General features: G+C 32.5%; 13 protein-coding genes and 3 tRNA genes. 12 read left to right on the forward strand and 4 right to left on the reverse strand.

All coding sequences use genetic code 11. From position 1 onward, the window contains the following. Nucleotides 1–50: 50 nt before the first annotated feature. On the forward strand, nt 51–551 hold the full coding sequence (locus tag ABDW27_RS07330; protein WP_343695300.1) for a phosphoribosyltransferase family protein: 501 nt from the start codon (nt 51–53) through the stop codon (nt 549–551). On the opposite strand, the gene ABDW27_RS07335 is transcribed toward ABDW27_RS07330, so the two are convergent. Beyond that, complete coding sequence (locus ABDW27_RS07335; protein WP_343695301.1) at nt 543–1,061, reverse strand: shikimate kinase; 519 nt, start codon at nt 1,059–1,061, stop codon at nt 543–545. The genes ABDW27_RS07330 and ABDW27_RS07335 overlap by 9 nt on opposite strands. Nucleotides 1,062–1,188: 127 nt before the next feature. Here ABDW27_RS07335 and ABDW27_RS07340 point away from each other — a divergent pair. From ABDW27_RS07340 to ABDW27_RS07355, 4 genes are all read left to right on the forward strand, one after another. Further along, nucleotides 1,189–1,261 (forward strand) — tRNA-Lys (locus tag ABDW27_RS07340). 41 nt (nt 1,262–1,302) lie between these two features. Then, nucleotides 1,303–1,375 (forward strand) — tRNA-Lys (locus ABDW27_RS07345). 43 nt (nt 1,376–1,418) lie between these two features. Beyond that, nucleotides 1,419–1,501: transfer RNA gene (locus ABDW27_RS07350), tRNA-Leu, on the forward strand. A gap of 307 nt (nt 1,502–1,808) precedes the next feature. Next, nucleotides 1,809–2,252, forward strand: coding sequence for a hypothetical protein (locus tag ABDW27_RS07355; RefSeq protein WP_343695302.1), 444 nt, complete (start codon nt 1,809–1,811; stop codon nt 2,250–2,252). Between the two features lie 173 nt (nt 2,253–2,425). On the opposite strand, the gene ABDW27_RS07360 is transcribed toward ABDW27_RS07355, so the two are convergent. Genes ABDW27_RS07360 through ABDW27_RS07370 form a run of 3 tightly spaced genes read right to left on the reverse strand, consistent with a single transcriptional unit; the run spans nt 2,426 to nt 8,306 of the window. Continuing rightward, nucleotides 2,426–5,566: a T9SS type A sorting domain-containing protein gene (locus ABDW27_RS07360; protein ID WP_343695303.1), complete on the reverse strand. Its 3,141-nt coding sequence runs from the start codon at nt 5,564–5,566 to the stop codon at nt 2,426–2,428. Between the two features lie 36 nt (nt 5,567–5,602). Next, nucleotides 5,603–6,364: a LytTR family DNA-binding domain-containing protein gene (locus ABDW27_RS07365; RefSeq protein ID WP_343695304.1), complete on the reverse strand. Its 762-nt coding sequence runs from the start codon at nt 6,362–6,364 to the stop codon at nt 5,603–5,605. 10 nt (nt 6,365–6,374) lie between these two features. Next, the gene (locus tag ABDW27_RS07370) at nt 6,375–8,306 is read right to left on the reverse strand and encodes a tetratricopeptide repeat protein (RefSeq protein ID WP_343695305.1); all 1,932 of its coding nucleotides are present in this window, start codon (nt 8,304–8,306) and stop codon (nt 6,375–6,377) included. A gap of 295 nt (nt 8,307–8,601) precedes the next feature. Between ABDW27_RS07370 and ABDW27_RS07375 the strand changes: the two genes are divergently transcribed. From ABDW27_RS07375 to crtI, 7 genes are all read left to right on the forward strand, one after another. After that, nucleotides 8,602–10,182: a C1 family peptidase gene (locus ABDW27_RS07375; RefSeq protein ID WP_343695306.1), complete on the forward strand. Its 1,581-nt coding sequence runs from the start codon at nt 8,602–8,604 to the stop codon at nt 10,180–10,182. A gap of 166 nt (nt 10,183–10,348) precedes the next feature. After that, nucleotides 10,349–11,122 carry a hypothetical protein gene (locus ABDW27_RS07380; protein ID WP_343695307.1) on the forward strand — a complete coding sequence of 258 codons (774 nt, stop codon included), beginning with the start codon at nt 10,349–10,351 and terminating at the stop codon, nt 11,120–11,122. A 125-nt stretch (nt 11,123–11,247) separates the two neighbouring features. Continuing rightward, nucleotides 11,248–11,748, forward strand: coding sequence for a tetratricopeptide repeat protein (locus ABDW27_RS07385; RefSeq protein WP_343695308.1), 501 nt, complete (start codon nt 11,248–11,250; stop codon nt 11,746–11,748). Nucleotides 11,749–11,888: 140 nt separating this feature from the next. Beyond that, the gene (locus ABDW27_RS07390; protein WP_343695309.1) at nt 11,889–13,958 is read left to right on the forward strand and encodes a CotH kinase family protein; all 2,070 of its coding nucleotides are present in this window, start codon (nt 11,889–11,891) and stop codon (nt 13,956–13,958) included. 16 nt (nt 13,959–13,974) lie between these two features. After that, nucleotides 13,975–14,937 (forward strand): ion channel, encoded by a 963-nt coding sequence (locus tag ABDW27_RS07395; protein ID WP_343695310.1) that lies wholly within the window; start codon nt 13,975–13,977, stop codon nt 14,935–14,937. A 72-nt stretch (nt 14,938–15,009) separates the two neighbouring features. Beyond that, the gene (locus ABDW27_RS07400; protein WP_343695311.1) at nt 15,010–15,909 is read left to right on the forward strand and encodes a MerR family transcriptional regulator; all 900 of its coding nucleotides are present in this window, start codon (nt 15,010–15,012) and stop codon (nt 15,907–15,909) included. A gap of 37 nt (nt 15,910–15,946) precedes the next feature. Then, nucleotides 15,947–17,413 (forward strand): phytoene desaturase family protein, encoded by a 1,467-nt coding sequence (gene crtI, locus ABDW27_RS07405; RefSeq protein WP_343695312.1) that lies wholly within the window; start codon nt 15,947–15,949, stop codon nt 17,411–17,413. The last annotated feature ends 1 nt before the right edge of the window (nt 17,414 follow it).

Below are 17,414 nucleotides of genomic sequence, written 5' to 3' on the forward strand. Positions count from 1 at the left end.
TAAAATCTAAAATCTAAAATTCTAATCGTATTTTAGCAAAAAAATAAATCATGAGCAAAAATATCATTTTAACCAATCAGGAAATCGAACACAAAATAAAACGTATCGCATATCAAATTTACGAGACATTTGTAGACGAAGACGAAGTGGTAATTGCCGGAATTGCTTCCAGCGGTTCTATTTTTGCTCAAAAAATTGTTACGGCACTAAACAGTATCTCTACACTAAAAGTATCCTTTTGCGAAGTTAAAGTTGACAAACAAAATCCGCAATTACCAATACAAACCTCTTTGTCTCCACAAGAATATTCAAACAAAGGATTAGTTTTGGTTGATGATGTCTTAAATTCAGGCACAACATTAATCTATGCCGTACGTCATTTTCTGGATGTACCGCTTAAAAAATTCAAAACAGCGGTACTCGTAGACCGAAATCATAAAAAATACCCAGTGAAAGCCGATTTTAAAGGCATTTCCTTATCGACTTCTTTATTAGAGCATGTTCAGGTTGTTTTTGATGAAAAAGGAGACAGTTACGCCTTTTTAAGCTAATAACTGTAAAATATCCTCAACCGTTTCGTCGACAGTTTTATTATCTACTACAACTTTATGTTGTGCGTGGTTATAATAAAAGCTTCTGTCGAATAAATGCTTTGCAATAAACTCTTTCATTTCTTCTTCGTCCATATCTGCAATTAAAGGACGTTTACTTTTATTATGTACCAATCTATTATATAAAGTCTCAATAGAAGCCTTTAAATAAATAGAAACAATATCTTCTCGTTGAAGTAATAAATGATTATTGGCATAACATGGCGTTCCTCCGCCCAAACCAATAATATTATTTTCCGGAGATTGGAGTAATTCCAGAAACATTTCATGCTCTAATTTTCTAAAATAGATTTCTCCATGCTGCTCAAAAATCTCTTTGATTGATAAATTTACCTTTTTTTCGATGTAAACATCCAAATCAAGAAACGGAATATTTGTAATTTTTGATAGATTTTGGGCAATTGTTGACTTTCCGCAGCCCATATATCCTAATAAGACGATTTTTTTCATTCTAATAAAACCCTATAAACTAAGGGATTGTAAATTTTGGTTAAAAAAAGACAAATTTAAAACAAAATTGCTTGGAAATAATAAAATAAACTCCTTATATTTGCACCCGCAATCAAGAAATCAAAATGACTCGATAGCTCAGTCGGTAGAGCACATCACTTTTAATGATGGGGTCCTGGGTTCGAGCCCCAGTCGGGTCACAAAATTTGTGATTTACAAAATAAGTTTTCTTGAAAGCAATGACTCGATAGCTCAGTCGGTAGAGCACATCACTTTTAATGATGGGGTCCTGGGTTCGAGCCCCAGTCGGGTCACAAAAAGGTCGAGTATTAATTTACTTGACCTTTTTTCATTTTTGGCCATGTGGAGAAACGGTAGACTCGCCATCTTGAGGGGGTGGTGCTCGTAAGGGCGTGAGGGTTCAAATCCCTCCATGGTCACTATAAAATTGAAAAGCCTGAGAATCTAGATTCTCAGGCTTTTTTATGGTTCAAAAATTTTTCAGATTCTTTATTTAGCAAATTTGTATTTACATATCCAATATTGTAAAATCTCTCAAAAAAATATTTCTTACATTCGTTTAATAAAATTAAAATGATTCCCTGTTTACTATTTGTAATTAAATATAATTAACACCAAGAGACTAATGAAATACTACAAATACATTTAATATTATGCTTAGCATTTATCTTTAACTCATGTACAAGTGTAAAGCTCCCTTCAAAAGAAATACCTAATGATTTAGAAATGACTAATGATGAAGGAATTGTTATTGGTGCTATTTCTATAGACAAAAGAAATTATGCTAACGGAGTATATCTCTATTACAGTCAACAGAATGAAACTGACGAAAAAAAGTTCGATATAATAAAAATTGTGCCTCCGCAAACTTTCTATGTTCACTATGAACCAGACTTATTTGATGAATATAAAGCCGTACATTATTTTAAAATTAAAAAACCAAAAGGGAAATATTCTTTTTTTGGCAGGAAAGTCGTTCATCATGGAGTACAGCAATATACATATTTAACATATCCAATCGATTTTCCTTTTGAAATACAAAGCGGGAAAATAAAATATATTGGAGAAATAAATTTTAAAAAAGACGAAACTTTTGAAATAAATGATAAATCTGAAAGAGATCTAAATAAATTAAAAGAAATGTTCCCTACATTAATAATAGAAAAATAAATATTTTTTTTCTATTACTAATAACCTTAACAGCATTATAATTTACTTCATAAAAATCTTCTAAAGTGAATTATTATCTATTTCATAACAATATTGATTTTATAAAAAAGCCTCTCAAAGTCTTAAAACTTTGAAAGGCTTTTTAAAACCAGAATCAAATCCAGCACCTAAATTTATTTCTTAATTATCTTTTCTACAGATTTTCCTTTTTCTGAAGTTATTCTAACGAAATACAATCCGTTTGATTGGTCTGAAAGATTAATTTTTGAACTGTTCTTGTTTTCAATTACCGTTTGAAGTATTCTTCCCTGCACATCAAATAATTCAATTAATTTTAATGTATTATCACAGTTTATAAATACCTCCTCTTTTGTTGGATTTGGGTAAACACTAACACTTTTATCGGTATCAAAATCTTTATTTCCTAATGATTTAAAAATGGTTTCAGCAGTATTGGTTTCAACTGCTTCATTATAATCAAAATAAATATCCGCTTGTTTTTCAACCTCATCTCCTGAATTAAGCGAAGGCTGTGTTTTTATCTTAAATAAGATATTTCCGTGGCCACCAACCGGAGGTGTTTTGGAAACGCTCAAATTGATTTTCGCAAAAATAAATTCAGCAACATTTCCTTTAACCACAACATTTACAGAATGTGATGCATCTAAAAGCTGAAGTGAATTAATATCATATTTCGTTTTATCAATAACTACTTTTACCACTACATTTTCAGCTTCGGCAGTTCCTGTATTTTCAAAATTGATTCCGTAGTGCAGATAATCTCCAATTGTTGACGGCGAAACGCTCTCACCTTCTAAACACGTAATATCATTTGGATCAAATGAACCTATTATTTCCTGATTAAAGACAAATTGATTATCTGCCGGAATAATATCTCCTGCAATTGGATTTATCGTTGCTGTAAAGTTTAAAATATCTCCAATATTAGCCGGCGGACTCTGAACCGGAGAATTTACATTTAATCCCACATAAATTCTTCTGCTTTCAAAAGGCAGTAAATTTGAATAATTCCAGCCTAAAACACCTGGCGTTTGTACATTTGGCGCCAAAGTAGCAATTCCGTAATGCAGTATATTTTGATTGTATGTAAAATCTACAGTTCCGTTTAAGGTTTGATTTCCTTTATTTCGTATCAAAATCTCATACCAGGCCATAAATCCCGGTTTTGCAGGATAAATGGGCGCAATTACGATTTCTGCATCGCTGTTTGTTCCTAAAGCGCTTACGCAAAAGTTTTGCACTGCTGTGTTATTGTTATTGTCTGCAAAAGAAACTGAAGGCGTTGTTGGAGAAACAGTAAAGAAAGTTGGGTTTTCAATCGAAGTTAACACATTGAAATTTCCTGCATCGGTAAAAAAAGTATATTTCCCATTTGCATCTGTAAAAGTTGAGCTTATGGCAGATCCATCGATTAAATTCACTTTGACATTTGCTTGTTTAGAATCTGCTGCATCACAGCCATTGTTATCTACATCAAAAGCGATTGTTCCTGTTATTGTATTGTAATTTCCACCCGGATTAAAACTGCAATATGAGTTTACAACCACATTAGACAAACCTATACCAGTTAAATAGCTTTTTGTTTCTGCCACATTTGCATCATCCTGACACACAAAAATTAAACTTGTATTTCCTGAATTAATATACAAATCTTCATCACGTCCGTTTTTTGCAAACACCATTTTTAAATTTGGATTATCATTTGCTGTCAAAGATTGTAAAGCCGAAAAACCAGAAACATCAATATTTTGCAATCCCGTTTTTGAAACATTTAAAATTTTGACATTTGGCGAATCTGAGAAATCTACAGATGCTAAAGGAATATCAGAAAAAAACACATTTGCCAGCAAACTACAATTTGTTAAATCAATTGAATTTAAATTATTATAACTGCAATCTAAAATATTTAATTTACTTAATCCTGACAGGTTAAGCGAAGTTAAAGGTGCTTTTTGAACATTTGTTCCGGCAAGAGTTAGCGTTTCAAGCGCACTGCAGCCCTGAACATTAATTGAATTCAATACAGTACTGGTATTGGTGATAATTTTAAGTGAACTGCAATTTGAAAAATCACCATTTACAACAGGATTATTTTGAATAAGTAGTGTTTTCAAATTGGTACATCCTGAGAAATTAAGAGTCGCCGTTGGGTTACTATCTATTTCTATAATTTCTAAATTCGTATTTCCTGAAAGATTTAATGACGGAATCTGATTTGTATTCAGATAAACATTTTTCAAATTAACAGCTCCGGTTAGATTTAAATTTGAGATAGAATTTGATTGTGCTCTGAGATCTGTAAGGTTTGGAGAGGAACTTAAATCTAATGCAGTTAACTGGTTACTGTTACAGTTAAGATTTAAAAGTGCAGAACATCCTGTAAGATTTAAATTAGTCAACGCATTACTAGACAAATATAAAATCTGAAGCGCGCTACAGCCTGACAAATCCAAAGATGTCAGCAGATCATTATCCGTAATTTGAAGATTTACTAAACTTGAACAGTTTGAGAAATCAGCAGTTTTTAATAATCGATTTAAATCAAAAGTTGACTGCGGAAAATTTAACAAGGTGCAGCCTGAAGCATTTATACTTTCTAAAGTTAGATTATCTGTTATTAAAAAAGTAGTAAGCTTTGTTAATCCCGAAACATCTATTGTTGTCAGTTTATTATTTACCGCATTAAAATATCCCAGATTCGGACAGCCTGTTAAATCTAAATCTGTTAAAACATTATCTTCTAAATATAATTGTGTCAAACCGGAAAGATTACTTGCATTAAAAGCTGACAAAACAGGATTTTGCTGCGCTACGATATTAGAAAGACTAGAACTATTTGAAATATTCAAAGTGGTCAACAACGGATTTTCCATAAAAGTAACCGTCGTTAAACCGTTCATTCCAGAAACTGTTGCCGTTGTCAAAGTTGGACTTTTAACGTAAATCGTCTTCAAATTTGGCATCCCGGTTAAATTAATCGAAGTCGTGCTGATTCCGTTAAAACCTAATTCGGTCACATTGGTAAAACCTTCAATTCCCTGAATATTCGTTACCAAGTTTGCATTGGTCCCTTCAATCCAGAGTTTATCGATCAAAGCCGCTTCTGAAACCTGAATCTGATTATCAAAATTAGTATCAATTCTGGTAACAGCCAGGCCGCCAGAATAAGCCGTAAAGTTTGCCGCACCGCCATTTACCAACATGTTTTTTAATGTTGGGTCAGCAAAAGTCAGAACCTGAGCTTTCAGCATAACGGTGAAAAACAATAAAAATATAGGTAGTTTTTTTCTCATAACTAATGATTGTTTTTGGTTGTTTGGGATAAATAATTAAAGAGCATTAATTAATTCCTGTAATTTTTCTTTTTTGCTCTGAGCGATCGGAATATTCGAATTATCAGCCATAATCACATAACCGCCATCTGTTTTAATGTACGATTTCAGATAAGCTAAATTGATTAAATGCGATTGATGAATACGCTCAAAACCATGTTCAGACAATAATTCTTCGTATTCTTTAAGCGTTTTAGAAATCAATATGGGCTTGTGATTTTTAATAAAAAACTGCGTGTAATTAATTTTTGCTTCACAGCGAATGATATCCGAAACTTCAAATAAATGAATACCATCACTGGTAGAAAGTGCAATTCGTTTAAAATTGTCTACTTTTTTTCGGATGTTTTCGAGCAGTAAATCAATGTTTTCAAAAGAATTATTTTTCCCAACGGCTTCTTTAATTTTCGCCATCGTATCCTGCAATTCTTCCGGATCAACAGGTTTCAGGATAAAATCAAGTGCACTAAATTTAAATGCTTTGAGAGCGTATTGTTCATGCGCAGTGATAAATACGATGTGAGCATTTAGTTTTCCGTTTACTTTATTTAATCTTTCCAGAATATCAAAACCGGTTCCGTCGGTCAAATGAATATCCAGAAAAATAACCTGAGGCCTTAATTTTTCAATAACGGCAATTCCGGTTTTTACACTTTCGGCTTCGCCAATAATCAAAATATCATTTGTATAACGTTCTAAAAGCGCTTTTAGACCTGTTCGCAAATGTTTGTCGTCCTCAATTAATACTGCTGTTATCATTTATTAAAAATTAGGGTATGTATTGAACAGGAAGACGTAAAACGACTTTTGTTCCTGTTTTTTTATTTTCTGATTGTAATTCAATTATTTCTATTTGTGCCGATTTTGAAGTTATAGATTCCATAATTTCCAAACGCTTTTTGGTAATTCCCAAAGCCATTGATTTATGTGCTGTAACCGAGTTTTCTTTTAAATGTTTCGATTCAGATAAACCAATTCCGTCATCGGTAATCGTACAAATCAGCTTCTCTCCTTCTACATCAAAATCAACCTCAATTTTTCCGGTTCCTTCTTTGGGAACAATTCCGTGAAGAATGGCATTTTCAACAAAAGGCTGAATCAGCAGCGGCGGAAGTCCCATATTAAATTCAACCTTATCGCTTGATCGTATTTCAAACTCAAATTTGTCATGAAAACGCAGTTTTTCTAATTCAAGATAATTCTGCAGACTTTCAATTTCTTTATCAATCGGAATCAAAGAACCTTTAGAATATTCGAGCGTCAAACGCATCAACTTAGAAAATTTTGAAAGATATTTTAAGGCAGAATCCGTTCCGTTTTGAACTATAAAACTCGAAATCGAACTCAGACAATTAAATACAAAATGCGGATTCATTTGCAAATGCAGTGCTTTCTGTTCATATTCGGCAACTTCTTTTTTAAGTGTAAGCTGGCGTTTTACCTGCATTCTGTTATAAATTACGAGAATCAGCGCTATTAAAAGCAATGCACCTAAAATCGAGAAAATGACAAACTGAATCTGTCTTTTATTTTTTTCAGACAGCAAAGCTTCTTTTTTTCTGTACTCATAATTCACTTCAGCCAAAGCAAATTTCTGACTGGTTGCTTCATTAATAATGCTATCTCGTGCTGCAACATAATTTTTATAATGCAATAGAGCAGCTTTTGAATCATTTAGAGCTTCATATAATTCGCTCAGCAATTTTTCAGAATGATAAGTTTGATCCAGAACTCCAATTTCTTTTGCATAATCAAGTGACTTTTGAGCAAAAGGCATTGCTTCTTTGTATTTTTTTTGATTTTGAAGCAGACCGGCAATATTGTATAAAGAAAGAGAAGCACCAAATTTATTCTGCAATTCCTCATATAAATTCAGTGATTTTGTATAATATTCATTAGCAAGATTTACATTGTTTTCTTTGTTATAATAATCGCCCAAATAATTACACAAAAGCGCAAAGCCGCGTTTATTGTCATTGGCTTCAAAAAGTTTCTTAGCTTTTTCATAATACAAAAGAGCATTTTTATTTTGTCCCGTTTCAAAATAAATGGCACCAATATTCGTCAAAGTAACAGCTGCATTTTGTTCTCCTAATGCCGACTGTATTTTGGATGCTTTTTTTAAGTATTCTAATGCTTTGGAATAGTTTTGCTGCGATTTATAAATAATTCCGATATTATTCAGTGTTTTAGAAACACTCGCCTGTTCATCGATTTCCTGATACAGTTTTAAGGCTTCTTCATAATTTTTCAATGCCAAAATCTGATTGCTCTGCTCAGAATATACTACGCCGGAACTTGCATAAGAACGCGCCAAACCGCTTTTTGCTTTCTTACTTGAATCATCTTCCAGCACTTTTTTAAATTCGGACTGTGCTTTTTTGAAAAATTGCAATGCTGTTGGGTAATTTCCTAAAATGATCGACGCATTTCCTTTATTAACATATGCAGTAGCAAGTCCGAAAGTATAATTGAATTTCAAACTTAGATTTGCCGCTTTTTGAGCAAAAAACAAGGTCGAATCTGGATCGATTTCTTTATATAAATCGGCAATTTTATTATACTGATTGATTTTTGAAGTATCAATTTTAGTATACTGCAGCACTCTTTTCAGGCTGTCGATCTGCACGTTTTGAGCATTCGAAATCTGCCATGTAAAAAAGAAGAAAAAGAAAATTATTTGACGTAATTTTTGACTCACTATTTTTTAATTTGCTTGTTGTGAAACAAATGTATAATATGTTTTCTACTATTTTAACATCAATTATTATTTATCAGGTTTCAGTTATTATTTGATTTTTTTGAATTATTTCAAATATCAGACAGCTAAAAACTTAATTACTGCCTTTCCTAATTCTTTTTTAATTTTCCTTATCAATGTTTGGTTTAAAAATAATTTTAACATTATTTTTTTGTAAACTAAAGACTACTATTTAATATAAATTTATAAGACAATTACTATATTAGCTGCTAATCAAATTAATTAATACTTTTTTATGAAAACAAAATTTTTAAAATTAGCAGGAGCATTTTGCGCATTGTTATTGATTCATTCTTGTCAGAAAGATGAACTTCCGTTAAATGCAAAAAATGACAGCAATTTAATTGAAGAAGAAAGAGCAACGGGATATATTCCTTCTACTCCTGAACAGCTGGCGCAGCTTAGAACTTTAAAAACATCTTCACTTACAAGAAAAGAGGCAATTCCTGCACGCTACGAACTACCAGAACTACCAGTCGCCCTTAACCAACGTTCAAAAGGGTCTTGCGTTCCTTATTCAATTGCCCATGCTATTACTTTATTAAAAAGTGAATCGAAAACATTAGTCGATGGAAGTCCAGACTTTAGTATTTACCCTAGTGGAGATTATATATATGAAAAGTATAAAGAAGATAAAAATACTTGTAATGATGGTGTTTATTTTTGGGAAGCATTAGATGCATTAAAAACAGAAGGAACTCCTAGCTATACTGATATGGGATACGTAAACTGTGGCGTTCTACCTAATGCTTCTCAACAAAATAATGCAGCAAAAAACAGAATATTTGACTATGCTGTAATAAGAACACCAGATGGCTTTAGAGGAACAATCGAAGATATGAAAAGACAAATTGCAAAAGGAAACCCTGTAATTATAGGAATGGAGATTGATAGAGACTTTGTTTCCAGCTCCATCCGTTTATGGGATAAAAACAATTCTGCTTTTTATGGAAATCATGCCGTTGTTTTAACTGGTTACGACGATGAAAAACAAGCCTTTAGGCTTCTTAATTCTTGGGGATCAAATTGGGGAGAAAATGGATATATCTGGGCTACATACAGCAAAATAGATGAAGCCATGCATGGCGATGTTTATGTAATACAAAAAGATAATCCATTGACATATAGAACAACCGACAAACCTTTTATTTACATAGGTAAGGATGTGAGCTCTCCAGCCGACAATATTCATTTTCCTATGGGTCAGCCGGCACCATTTATAAAAAATGGTGAATTTTATTGGAATAACAGTTCTGTAATACCTTATTTTGAGCAATATATTAATCCAACCTTAGTTTTAGGTTATCATATACCTGCTAATAATGAAGGAATTGATATAGATGGAGATTTTACTTTTGAGGTAAGAATAAGAATAGAATCCAGTAAAAACACTACTTATCCGGCTAATACCGCAAAAGGACTTCAATTAAACTTATGGAATGGTAATTATGGAGGAATTAATAAATCTATGAGCTGTACTGTTCCTATGGAAGGACTAAACAAAGAAACTGTCTTTACAAATACTTTAGGTGAAACTTATCGCTATGTAGTAGATACTTATGTGCATGATTATAGAGTCACTAATAATTCTTTCGAAAGAGACAGGACTATACGATTCCATATTAAAGACGGTAAATTCTTCTTTGAAAATACTAGTATAAAAATGCCATCAGGGCTTAATAGGTTAAGAGATTTTGATATAAAAAACATCGGTACCATAGGTGCTATTACTGATATTAGAGTGTATAAAAATGGTAAGATAATGGCAATAGATAATTTTGACACAAAGACACCATGGATGCAGTTTTATGAATAATCACTAAAACTAATAATGTAAAGGGCGCAAAGAATTTCTTTGTGCCCTTCTATATTATTTACAATTATTTCTAACTTAAATTTAAATATATCATTCCAATTTTTTTGTAAATTCATCATGAATTACAACTAATTTTCTCCAAAATTATTCACTAAAAAATAAACGTATGGCACGAATACATTTATTTGAATTTGAAGATCAGCAGTGGTTTCCGGTTTTCTTAAGAAATTACATTACCGATTTTTTACAGTTTCTTTCTAACAAAACAGGAATGTATAAACCTGCCGTTCCTTTAATTATCGATTTATTAAAAAAAAATAATACCAATACAATTGTTGATTTAGCTTCAGGCGGAGGCGGCGGATTGATTTGGTTAAACTCTGAATTAAAAAAAGAAATCCCGGATTTGAAAATCGTCTTAACAGATTATTTCCCTAACATTCCCGCTTTTGAATACACTAAAAAACAAGCTGACAATTTCGAATATAGCAGCGATTCTATAGATGCCAGAAATGTTCCTTTAGAATTAAAAGGACTTAGAACACAATTTCTTTCTTTGCATCACTTTAAACAAAACGATGCTAGACAAATTCTGCAAAACGCGGTAGATTCTAAATCTCCAATTGCCATTTTTGAAGTTCAGGAAAGAAGTTTTCCAAGCATACTGGCGATGATTTTTTCTCCAATAAGCGTTTTGCTGACAACTCCCTTTATCAGACCTTTTAAAATTGGACGTATTATTTTTACTTATTTAATTCCCGTTGTTCCGCTCTTTGTTTTGTGGGACGGAATTGTTTCTTCGTTAAGAACCTATTCTGTAGAAGAAATGAAAGATCTTATAAATAGTTTAGAAAACACGCAAAATTACAATTGGAAGATCAATCGTGTAAAATCTGGTCCGGGCGTTGTTTTATATTTATTAGGAACAATTGATAATTGATAATTGTTAATTGTTAATTGTTAATTGTTAATTCATAAATATTATTTTACAAAAGAATTCTTTTTCAAAAACAAAACTTTCATAAATTCGTTGGAAATAATTAACCACTAATCCCAAATTAGTTTATGAAAAACCTACTATTATTATCATTTATTATGATAAGCTTTTCGTCGTGGTCACAAACCTCGGAAATTTATTTTAACAAAGCTTTTAATAAAGCTTCAGCCGGAAATTACAAAAGTGCAATTGCTGATTACACAAAAGCCATCAAAATGCGTCCTAAGTTTGTCGAAGCCTATCAAAATCGAGGTGTCGCAAAATATAAACTCAACGACTTAAAAGGCGCTATGGCTGATTTTGACAAAACCATCGAATTAGACAACATGAATGCCGATGCCTTTACCGGACGCGCCAATGTAAACTTCATGCTCTTAAAATACAAAGAAGCTATTGAAGACTGTACCTCATCACTTGGCTTAAACCCAAGAGATTATGTTGCTTACAATTTAAGAGGTTTAGCTTATAATAAAATTGGCAACAAAACAAATTCGTGCAGCGATTTTACAAAAGCAATTGAATTAGGAAGTCAAAGTGCCATAAAAAACAGAAGCACTTTTTGTAAATAATAGATCAAATTTGTGTTAACAAAAAGTAATCTGCAAAAGAAGGTCTTTGCAGATTACTTTTTCTATCATTTTAATAAAAAAATACGGCACATTTTTTAGTAATCGGGTTATTGTTACATTTGTTACAAACTAACCTGATTATGATAAACCACTACTTTTCAAAACATTACAAAACCAAAATTTGCTTTATTATATTGATTTTCTTTTTTTCGATCAATATAAAAGCACAAACTTTTACAGATAGTAATTTACCAATTGTTGTTATTAATACGGATATTGATCCTAATACAAACCAGCCAATTGAAATTCCGGATGATCCGAAAGTTTTGGCAACAATGAAAATCATTAAAAGACCAGACGGAAGCCGAAATTACTTAACAGATATTACCAATAGCACTTATCTAAATTATGACGGCCGCATTGGCATTGAACTTCGAGGATCGACTTCGCAGTCACTTCCAAAAAAACCTTATGGTTTTACAACTTTAAAAGCCAACAATACCAGCAATAATAATGTAAGTTTATTGGGAATGCCTGTTGAAAATGACTGGATTTTAAATTCATTAGCTTTTGATCCGTCATGTATTCGTGATTATATATCGTATAATTTATCCCGTCAAATTGGTGATTATGCTACCAGAACAGTGTATTGCGAAGTTGTAGTTAATAATGAATACAAAGGTTTGTACATTTTACAGGAAAAAATAAAATCGAATGTAAACAGAGTAAACGTTATCAAAATGGCTGATACCGATAATACACTTCCAAATGTAAGCGGAGGATATATTACAAAAGCCGACAAAACAACCGGAGGTGATCCTATTGCCTGGACAATGCCGTCTTACATTGGTTCTGTTGATTTTATTCATGAATTACCAAAACCGGAAAACGTTACCACACAGCAAAACGATTATATAAAAAGTCAGTTTTTAAATCTTGAAACTACTTCAAACTCACACAATACAGATTTGGCATCGGGTTATTCATCTATTATTGATGTTCCTTCCTTTATAGATTATATGCTTTTGGCAGAATTGGCTTCAAATGTAGACAGTTATCAATTCAGTACTTATTTTCATAAAGACAAAGAAGGAAAACTTCGTGCAGGTCCTATCTGGGATTTTAACTTAGCTTATGGAAACGATTTATTTATGTGGGGTTATGACCGAAGTAAATACGATGTCTGGCAGTTTTCTAACGGAGATAACGAAGGAGCTAAATTTTGGCAGGATTTGTTTAATGACACTACTTTTAAATGTTATTTTTCTAAAAGATGGAACGAACTTACGCAAACAGGTCAGCCTTTTAATTATAACAGTCTGGAGCAGTTTATAGACCAAACTGTAAATTATATCAGCGAAGCAAAAATTAGAGAAAATCAAAAATGGGGAACAATTCCAAATGATGCTGTGGAAATTAACAATCTGAAATTGTTTTTATCGAATAGAATTGCATGGATAAACAGTCAGTTAGGAAGTTTCAGCGCCTGCAGCAATGTAGAAACACCATCGCTGGTAATTACAAAAATAAATTATAATCCGGGCGTTTCAGCAAATTTTCCAACCAGCAACGATCTTGAATTCATAGAAATAAAAAATACCGGAAACACAACCGCAAATCTAACCGGAGTTTATTTAAAAGAATTGGGACTTTCGTATCAATTTCCTGCCAATTCAACACTTGCGGCCAATCAAACTATTTATATTACAAGCAATAAAACTACTTTTGAATCTAAATACGGCGTAACGGCTTTTGGGCAGTTTTCACGTAATTTATCCAATACATCACAAAAAATTGTTTTAGCCGATGGATTTGGAAACACAATTGATACTGTTGAATATTCAAACGCAAATCCGTGGCCAAATGCTGATGGAAACGGAAGTTATCTGCAGCTTACCAGTACAGAATTAGACAATGCATTAGCCTCAAGCTGGGCTGCCGTTTCTGACAATACTTTATCAGTAACAGAAAATCCTGAATTGCAAAGTGCGGTTTTATATCCAAATCCGGTAAAAAATATTTTGACCATTCAGGCAGAAAAACCAATTTTAGGTTACAAAATATATGACGTTTCCGGGCATTTATTATATCAGTCTAAACAAGATTCAAATACTTTAAAAACAGATTGGAGTTTATATCCAAAAGGCATATATTTCATCTCTATTTCTAATGAAAATGGATCGAGTACTAAAAAAATCATCAAACAATAATTTGGACAGAAATTAAATGTCACTTATAAGAAAAATAAGCAATACCCTTCAAACCGATAAAAATTCAGGATTTGGAACCAATGCCGGCAGTTACGGTGGAAGATTTGTAAACAAAAACGGAACTCCGAATATTGAAAAAAGAGGAATGAATATTCTTCGCAGAATCAGCTGGTATCATACCATGATTGATATGCCCAATTGGAAATTCATGCTCATTTTGTTTACTTTTTACATTGTAATCAATTTTATATTTGCCGTAATTTATTATGTAATAGGTATTGAACATCTTGACGGAATTGCTCCTTCGGGAAGTATTTTAACACAATTTGGACAGGCTTATTTTTTTAGTGCACAAACGTTTACAACGGTTGGTTACGGACATATAAGTCCAACCGGATTTTTAACAAGCGCCTTATCGGCCGCCGAAGCCTTAATTGGTTTATTGAGTTTTGCCATTGCAACAGGTTTATTTTTTGGAAGATTTAGCAAACCAACTGCCTTTTTAAAGTTTTCACATCATGCTTTAATTTCTCCTTACGGGGAAATTAAAGGTTTGATGTTACGCCTTGTTCCTTTTAAAAATACCAATTTTACCGATGCCACAGCAAAAGTAACTTTAGGAATGAGCCTTGAAGAAAACGGCGAAAGAGTAAATAAGTTTTACAATTTAGAACTCGAGTTAGACCGTATAAATGCTCTTTCGTTGAGCTGGACATTAGTTCATCCCATAAACGAAAACAGTCCGTTATATAATTTTACCGAAGAAGATTTCAAAAAAACACATGGCGAAATTCTGGTTTTCATTACCACTTTTGATGATATGTTCAGTAATACCGTGGCCGCCAGAACTTCATACACATTTGACGAAATAATTTATGGCGCAAAATTTAAAACCATGTACAACCGAAGCAAAGATGGTTCTAAAACTATTTTACATTTAGATAAATTAGATCAGTTTGATACTGTAAATTTCTCGTAAAGCATCATTTTTACGTAGTTTTACGGGTTTTTTGAGATTTTATTTTACTTTTGTTTACTTAATGGTATAGAAATGGTAAACAACATAAAAACTGTTTTCAGTATAAAAGATCTCGAGAATTTATCCGGAATAAAAGCACACACGATTCGTATTTGGGAAAAAAGATATAATATTCTAGAACCAATGCGTACGGATACCAACATAAGGCTTTATAATCTCCAGAATCTCCAGAAACTTTTAAACATCACATTATTACACGAATACGGTTATAAAATTTCTAAAATCGCAACCTATCCAGAAGAAAAAATTCCACAGTTAGTACGTGAAATTATATCAAAGAAAAATTCTCAAAACTATGCCATAACTTCATTTAAAATGGCCATGATGAATTTTGATCAGGAACTGTTTTTCAACACTTTTGACTGGCTTATTTCTGAAAAAACATTTAAAGAAGTTTTCAAAGAACATTTTCTTCCCCTTCTGAAAGAATTAGGATTATTATGGCAGTCAGAAACGATAACGCCGGCAAATGAACATTTTATGAGCCATTTGATTAAACAGAAAATCTTAATTTACACCGAAAGTCTTCAAATTCAGAAACCAACAAAAACAGACAGAATTTTTGTTCTTTCGCTTCCTTTAAATGAAATTCATCAAATAGGTTTGCTTTACCTTCAATATGAAATTTTATCTAAAGGCTACAAAACCATTTATTTAGGCGAAAGTATGCCAATCGAAAATCTGCAGGATTTAACCAAACATTTCGAAAATATCACTTTTGTATCTTTTATGACAATTCAGCCGGATCGTAATGTTATCAACCAGTACGTCAAGTCAATGGGACAAAAATTACTCCAAAAAAACAACGAAATTTGGCTTATGGGTAAAATGGTAGAGCATATCGATAAAAAATCTTTACCAGAAAGAATCCGCATTTTTGATTCGATGGAAGAAACAATGGAAACAATTTAAATATTTTGTTTAAAGTTTTTGTATATTTGTTAAACAAATGACAAAGACAATAGCAATAATAGGTTCAGGCTTTTCATCGTTAGCCGCTTCATGTTACTTGGCTCAGCAAGGAAACAAGGTCACTATTTTTGAAAAAAATCAAACCATTGGCGGTCGCGCCAGACAATTCAAAAAAGATGGTTTTACCTTCGATATGGGGCCAAGCTGGTACTGGATGCCCGATGTTTTTGAGCGTTTTTTTCAGGATTTCAACAAAAAAACTTCTGATTATTATGAGCTTGTAAAACTGAATCCCGCTTATCGGGTTTATTTCGGTATAAATGATTTCATCAGCATTTTTGATAATCTCGAAGAAATAAAAAATACATTTGAAGAAATTGAAAAAGGAAGCGGTCAAAAGCTGGAAACCTTTATCAACCAAGCCAAAAGCAATTATGATATTGCCATAAAAGAATTGGTTTACCGCCCCGGAGTTTCTCCATTTGAATTAATTACCAAAGAAACTGCCCTAAAACTCAATCAGTTTTTAGGAAATGTCAGCGCAGATATCCGCAGGAAATTCAAAAACAAAAAACTCATTCAGATTCTGGAATTTCCGGTTTTATTTCTTGGAGCAAAACCTGCTAAAACGCCATCATTTTATAATTTTATGAATTATGCCGATTTCGGCCTCGGAACCTGGCATCCAAAAACAGGAATGTTTGACGTTATACGCGGAATCGAAAAATTGGCTTTAGAACTTGGCGTTACCATCAAAACCAATTCGCCAATTGAAAAAATAATCGTTGAAGACAAAACTGCAAAAGGAATTATAATTAATGGCGAAATTATAAAAGCCGATATTATTTTAAGTGGAGCCGATTATCAACATACCGAAACTTTACTTGAAAAAGAGCATCGTACTTATTCTGATAAATATTGGGAAAGCCGAATTTTTGCTCCTTCTTCTCTCCTGTTTTTTATTGGTTTCAATAAAAAAATCGAAAACATTTCGCATCACGCTTTATTTTTTGATACCGATTTTAATCAGCACGCCGTTGATATTTATGATAATCCAAAATGGCCTGCAGAACCTTTATTCTATGCCAATTTTCCATCTAAAACAGATTTAACCGCTGCGCCGGAAGGAATGGAAACCGGTTTTTTCTTAATTCCGCTTGCACCCGGAATTGAAGATAATGAAGCACTTAGAGAAGCTTATTTCGAAAAGATAATCACTCGTTTTGAGCGACTTACACAACAAGAAATTAGAAATAACATTATATTTAAGGAATCGTTCTGTAAAAATGATTTTGTAGCAGATTACAATGCCTACAAAGGAAATGCTTACGGAATGGCCAACACATTATTGCAAACGGCTTTTTTGCGGCCAAAACTAAAGAGCAAAAAAGTTCGTAACTTATATTTTACAGGACAATTAACTGTTCCCGGCCCGGGTGTTCCGCCTGCGTTAATTTCAGGAAAACTAGCCGCTGAATTAATTCAAAAATCTTTAAGATCTTAAA

The sequence above is a fragment of the Flavobacterium sp. genome (assembly GCF_039595935.1).
GTDB lineage: Bacteria > Bacteroidota > Bacteroidia > Flavobacteriales > Flavobacteriaceae > Flavobacterium.

Excerpts from the sequence above, each read along its gene's own strand:
- ABDW27_RS07365 (WP_343695304.1), bottom strand. The coding sequence starts at position 6,364 with ATGATAACAGCAGTATTAATTGAGGACGACAAACATTTGCGAACAGGT.
- ABDW27_RS07390 (WP_343695309.1), top strand. The coding sequence starts at position 11,889 with ATGATAAACCACTACTTTTCAAAACATTACAAAACCAAAATTTGCTTT.
- ABDW27_RS07395 (WP_343695310.1), top strand. The coding sequence starts at position 13,975 with ATGTCACTTATAAGAAAAATAAGCAATACCCTTCAAACCGATAAAAAT.
- crtI (WP_343695312.1), top strand. The coding sequence starts at position 15,947 with ATGACAAAGACAATAGCAATAATAGGTTCAGGCTTTTCATCGTTAGCC.
- ABDW27_RS07355 (WP_343695302.1), top strand. The coding sequence starts at position 1,809 with ATGACTAATGATGAAGGAATTGTTATTGGTGCTATTTCTATAGACAAA.
- ABDW27_RS07335 (WP_343695301.1), bottom strand. The coding sequence starts at position 1,061 with ATGAAAAAAATCGTCTTATTAGGATATATGGGCTGCGGAAAGTCAACA.
- ABDW27_RS07330 (WP_343695300.1), top strand. The coding sequence starts at position 51 with ATGAGCAAAAATATCATTTTAACCAATCAGGAAATCGAACACAAAATA.
- ABDW27_RS07400 (WP_343695311.1), top strand. The coding sequence starts at position 15,010 with ATGGTAAACAACATAAAAACTGTTTTCAGTATAAAAGATCTCGAGAAT.
- ABDW27_RS07360 (WP_343695303.1), bottom strand. The coding sequence starts at position 5,566 with ATGAGAAAAAAACTACCTATATTTTTATTGTTTTTCACCGTTATGCTG.
- ABDW27_RS07385 (WP_343695308.1), top strand. The coding sequence starts at position 11,248 with ATGAAAAACCTACTATTATTATCATTTATTATGATAAGCTTTTCGTCG.
- ABDW27_RS07380 (WP_343695307.1), top strand. The coding sequence starts at position 10,349 with ATGGCACGAATACATTTATTTGAATTTGAAGATCAGCAGTGGTTTCCG.
- ABDW27_RS07375 (WP_343695306.1), top strand. The coding sequence starts at position 8,602 with ATGAAAACAAAATTTTTAAAATTAGCAGGAGCATTTTGCGCATTGTTA.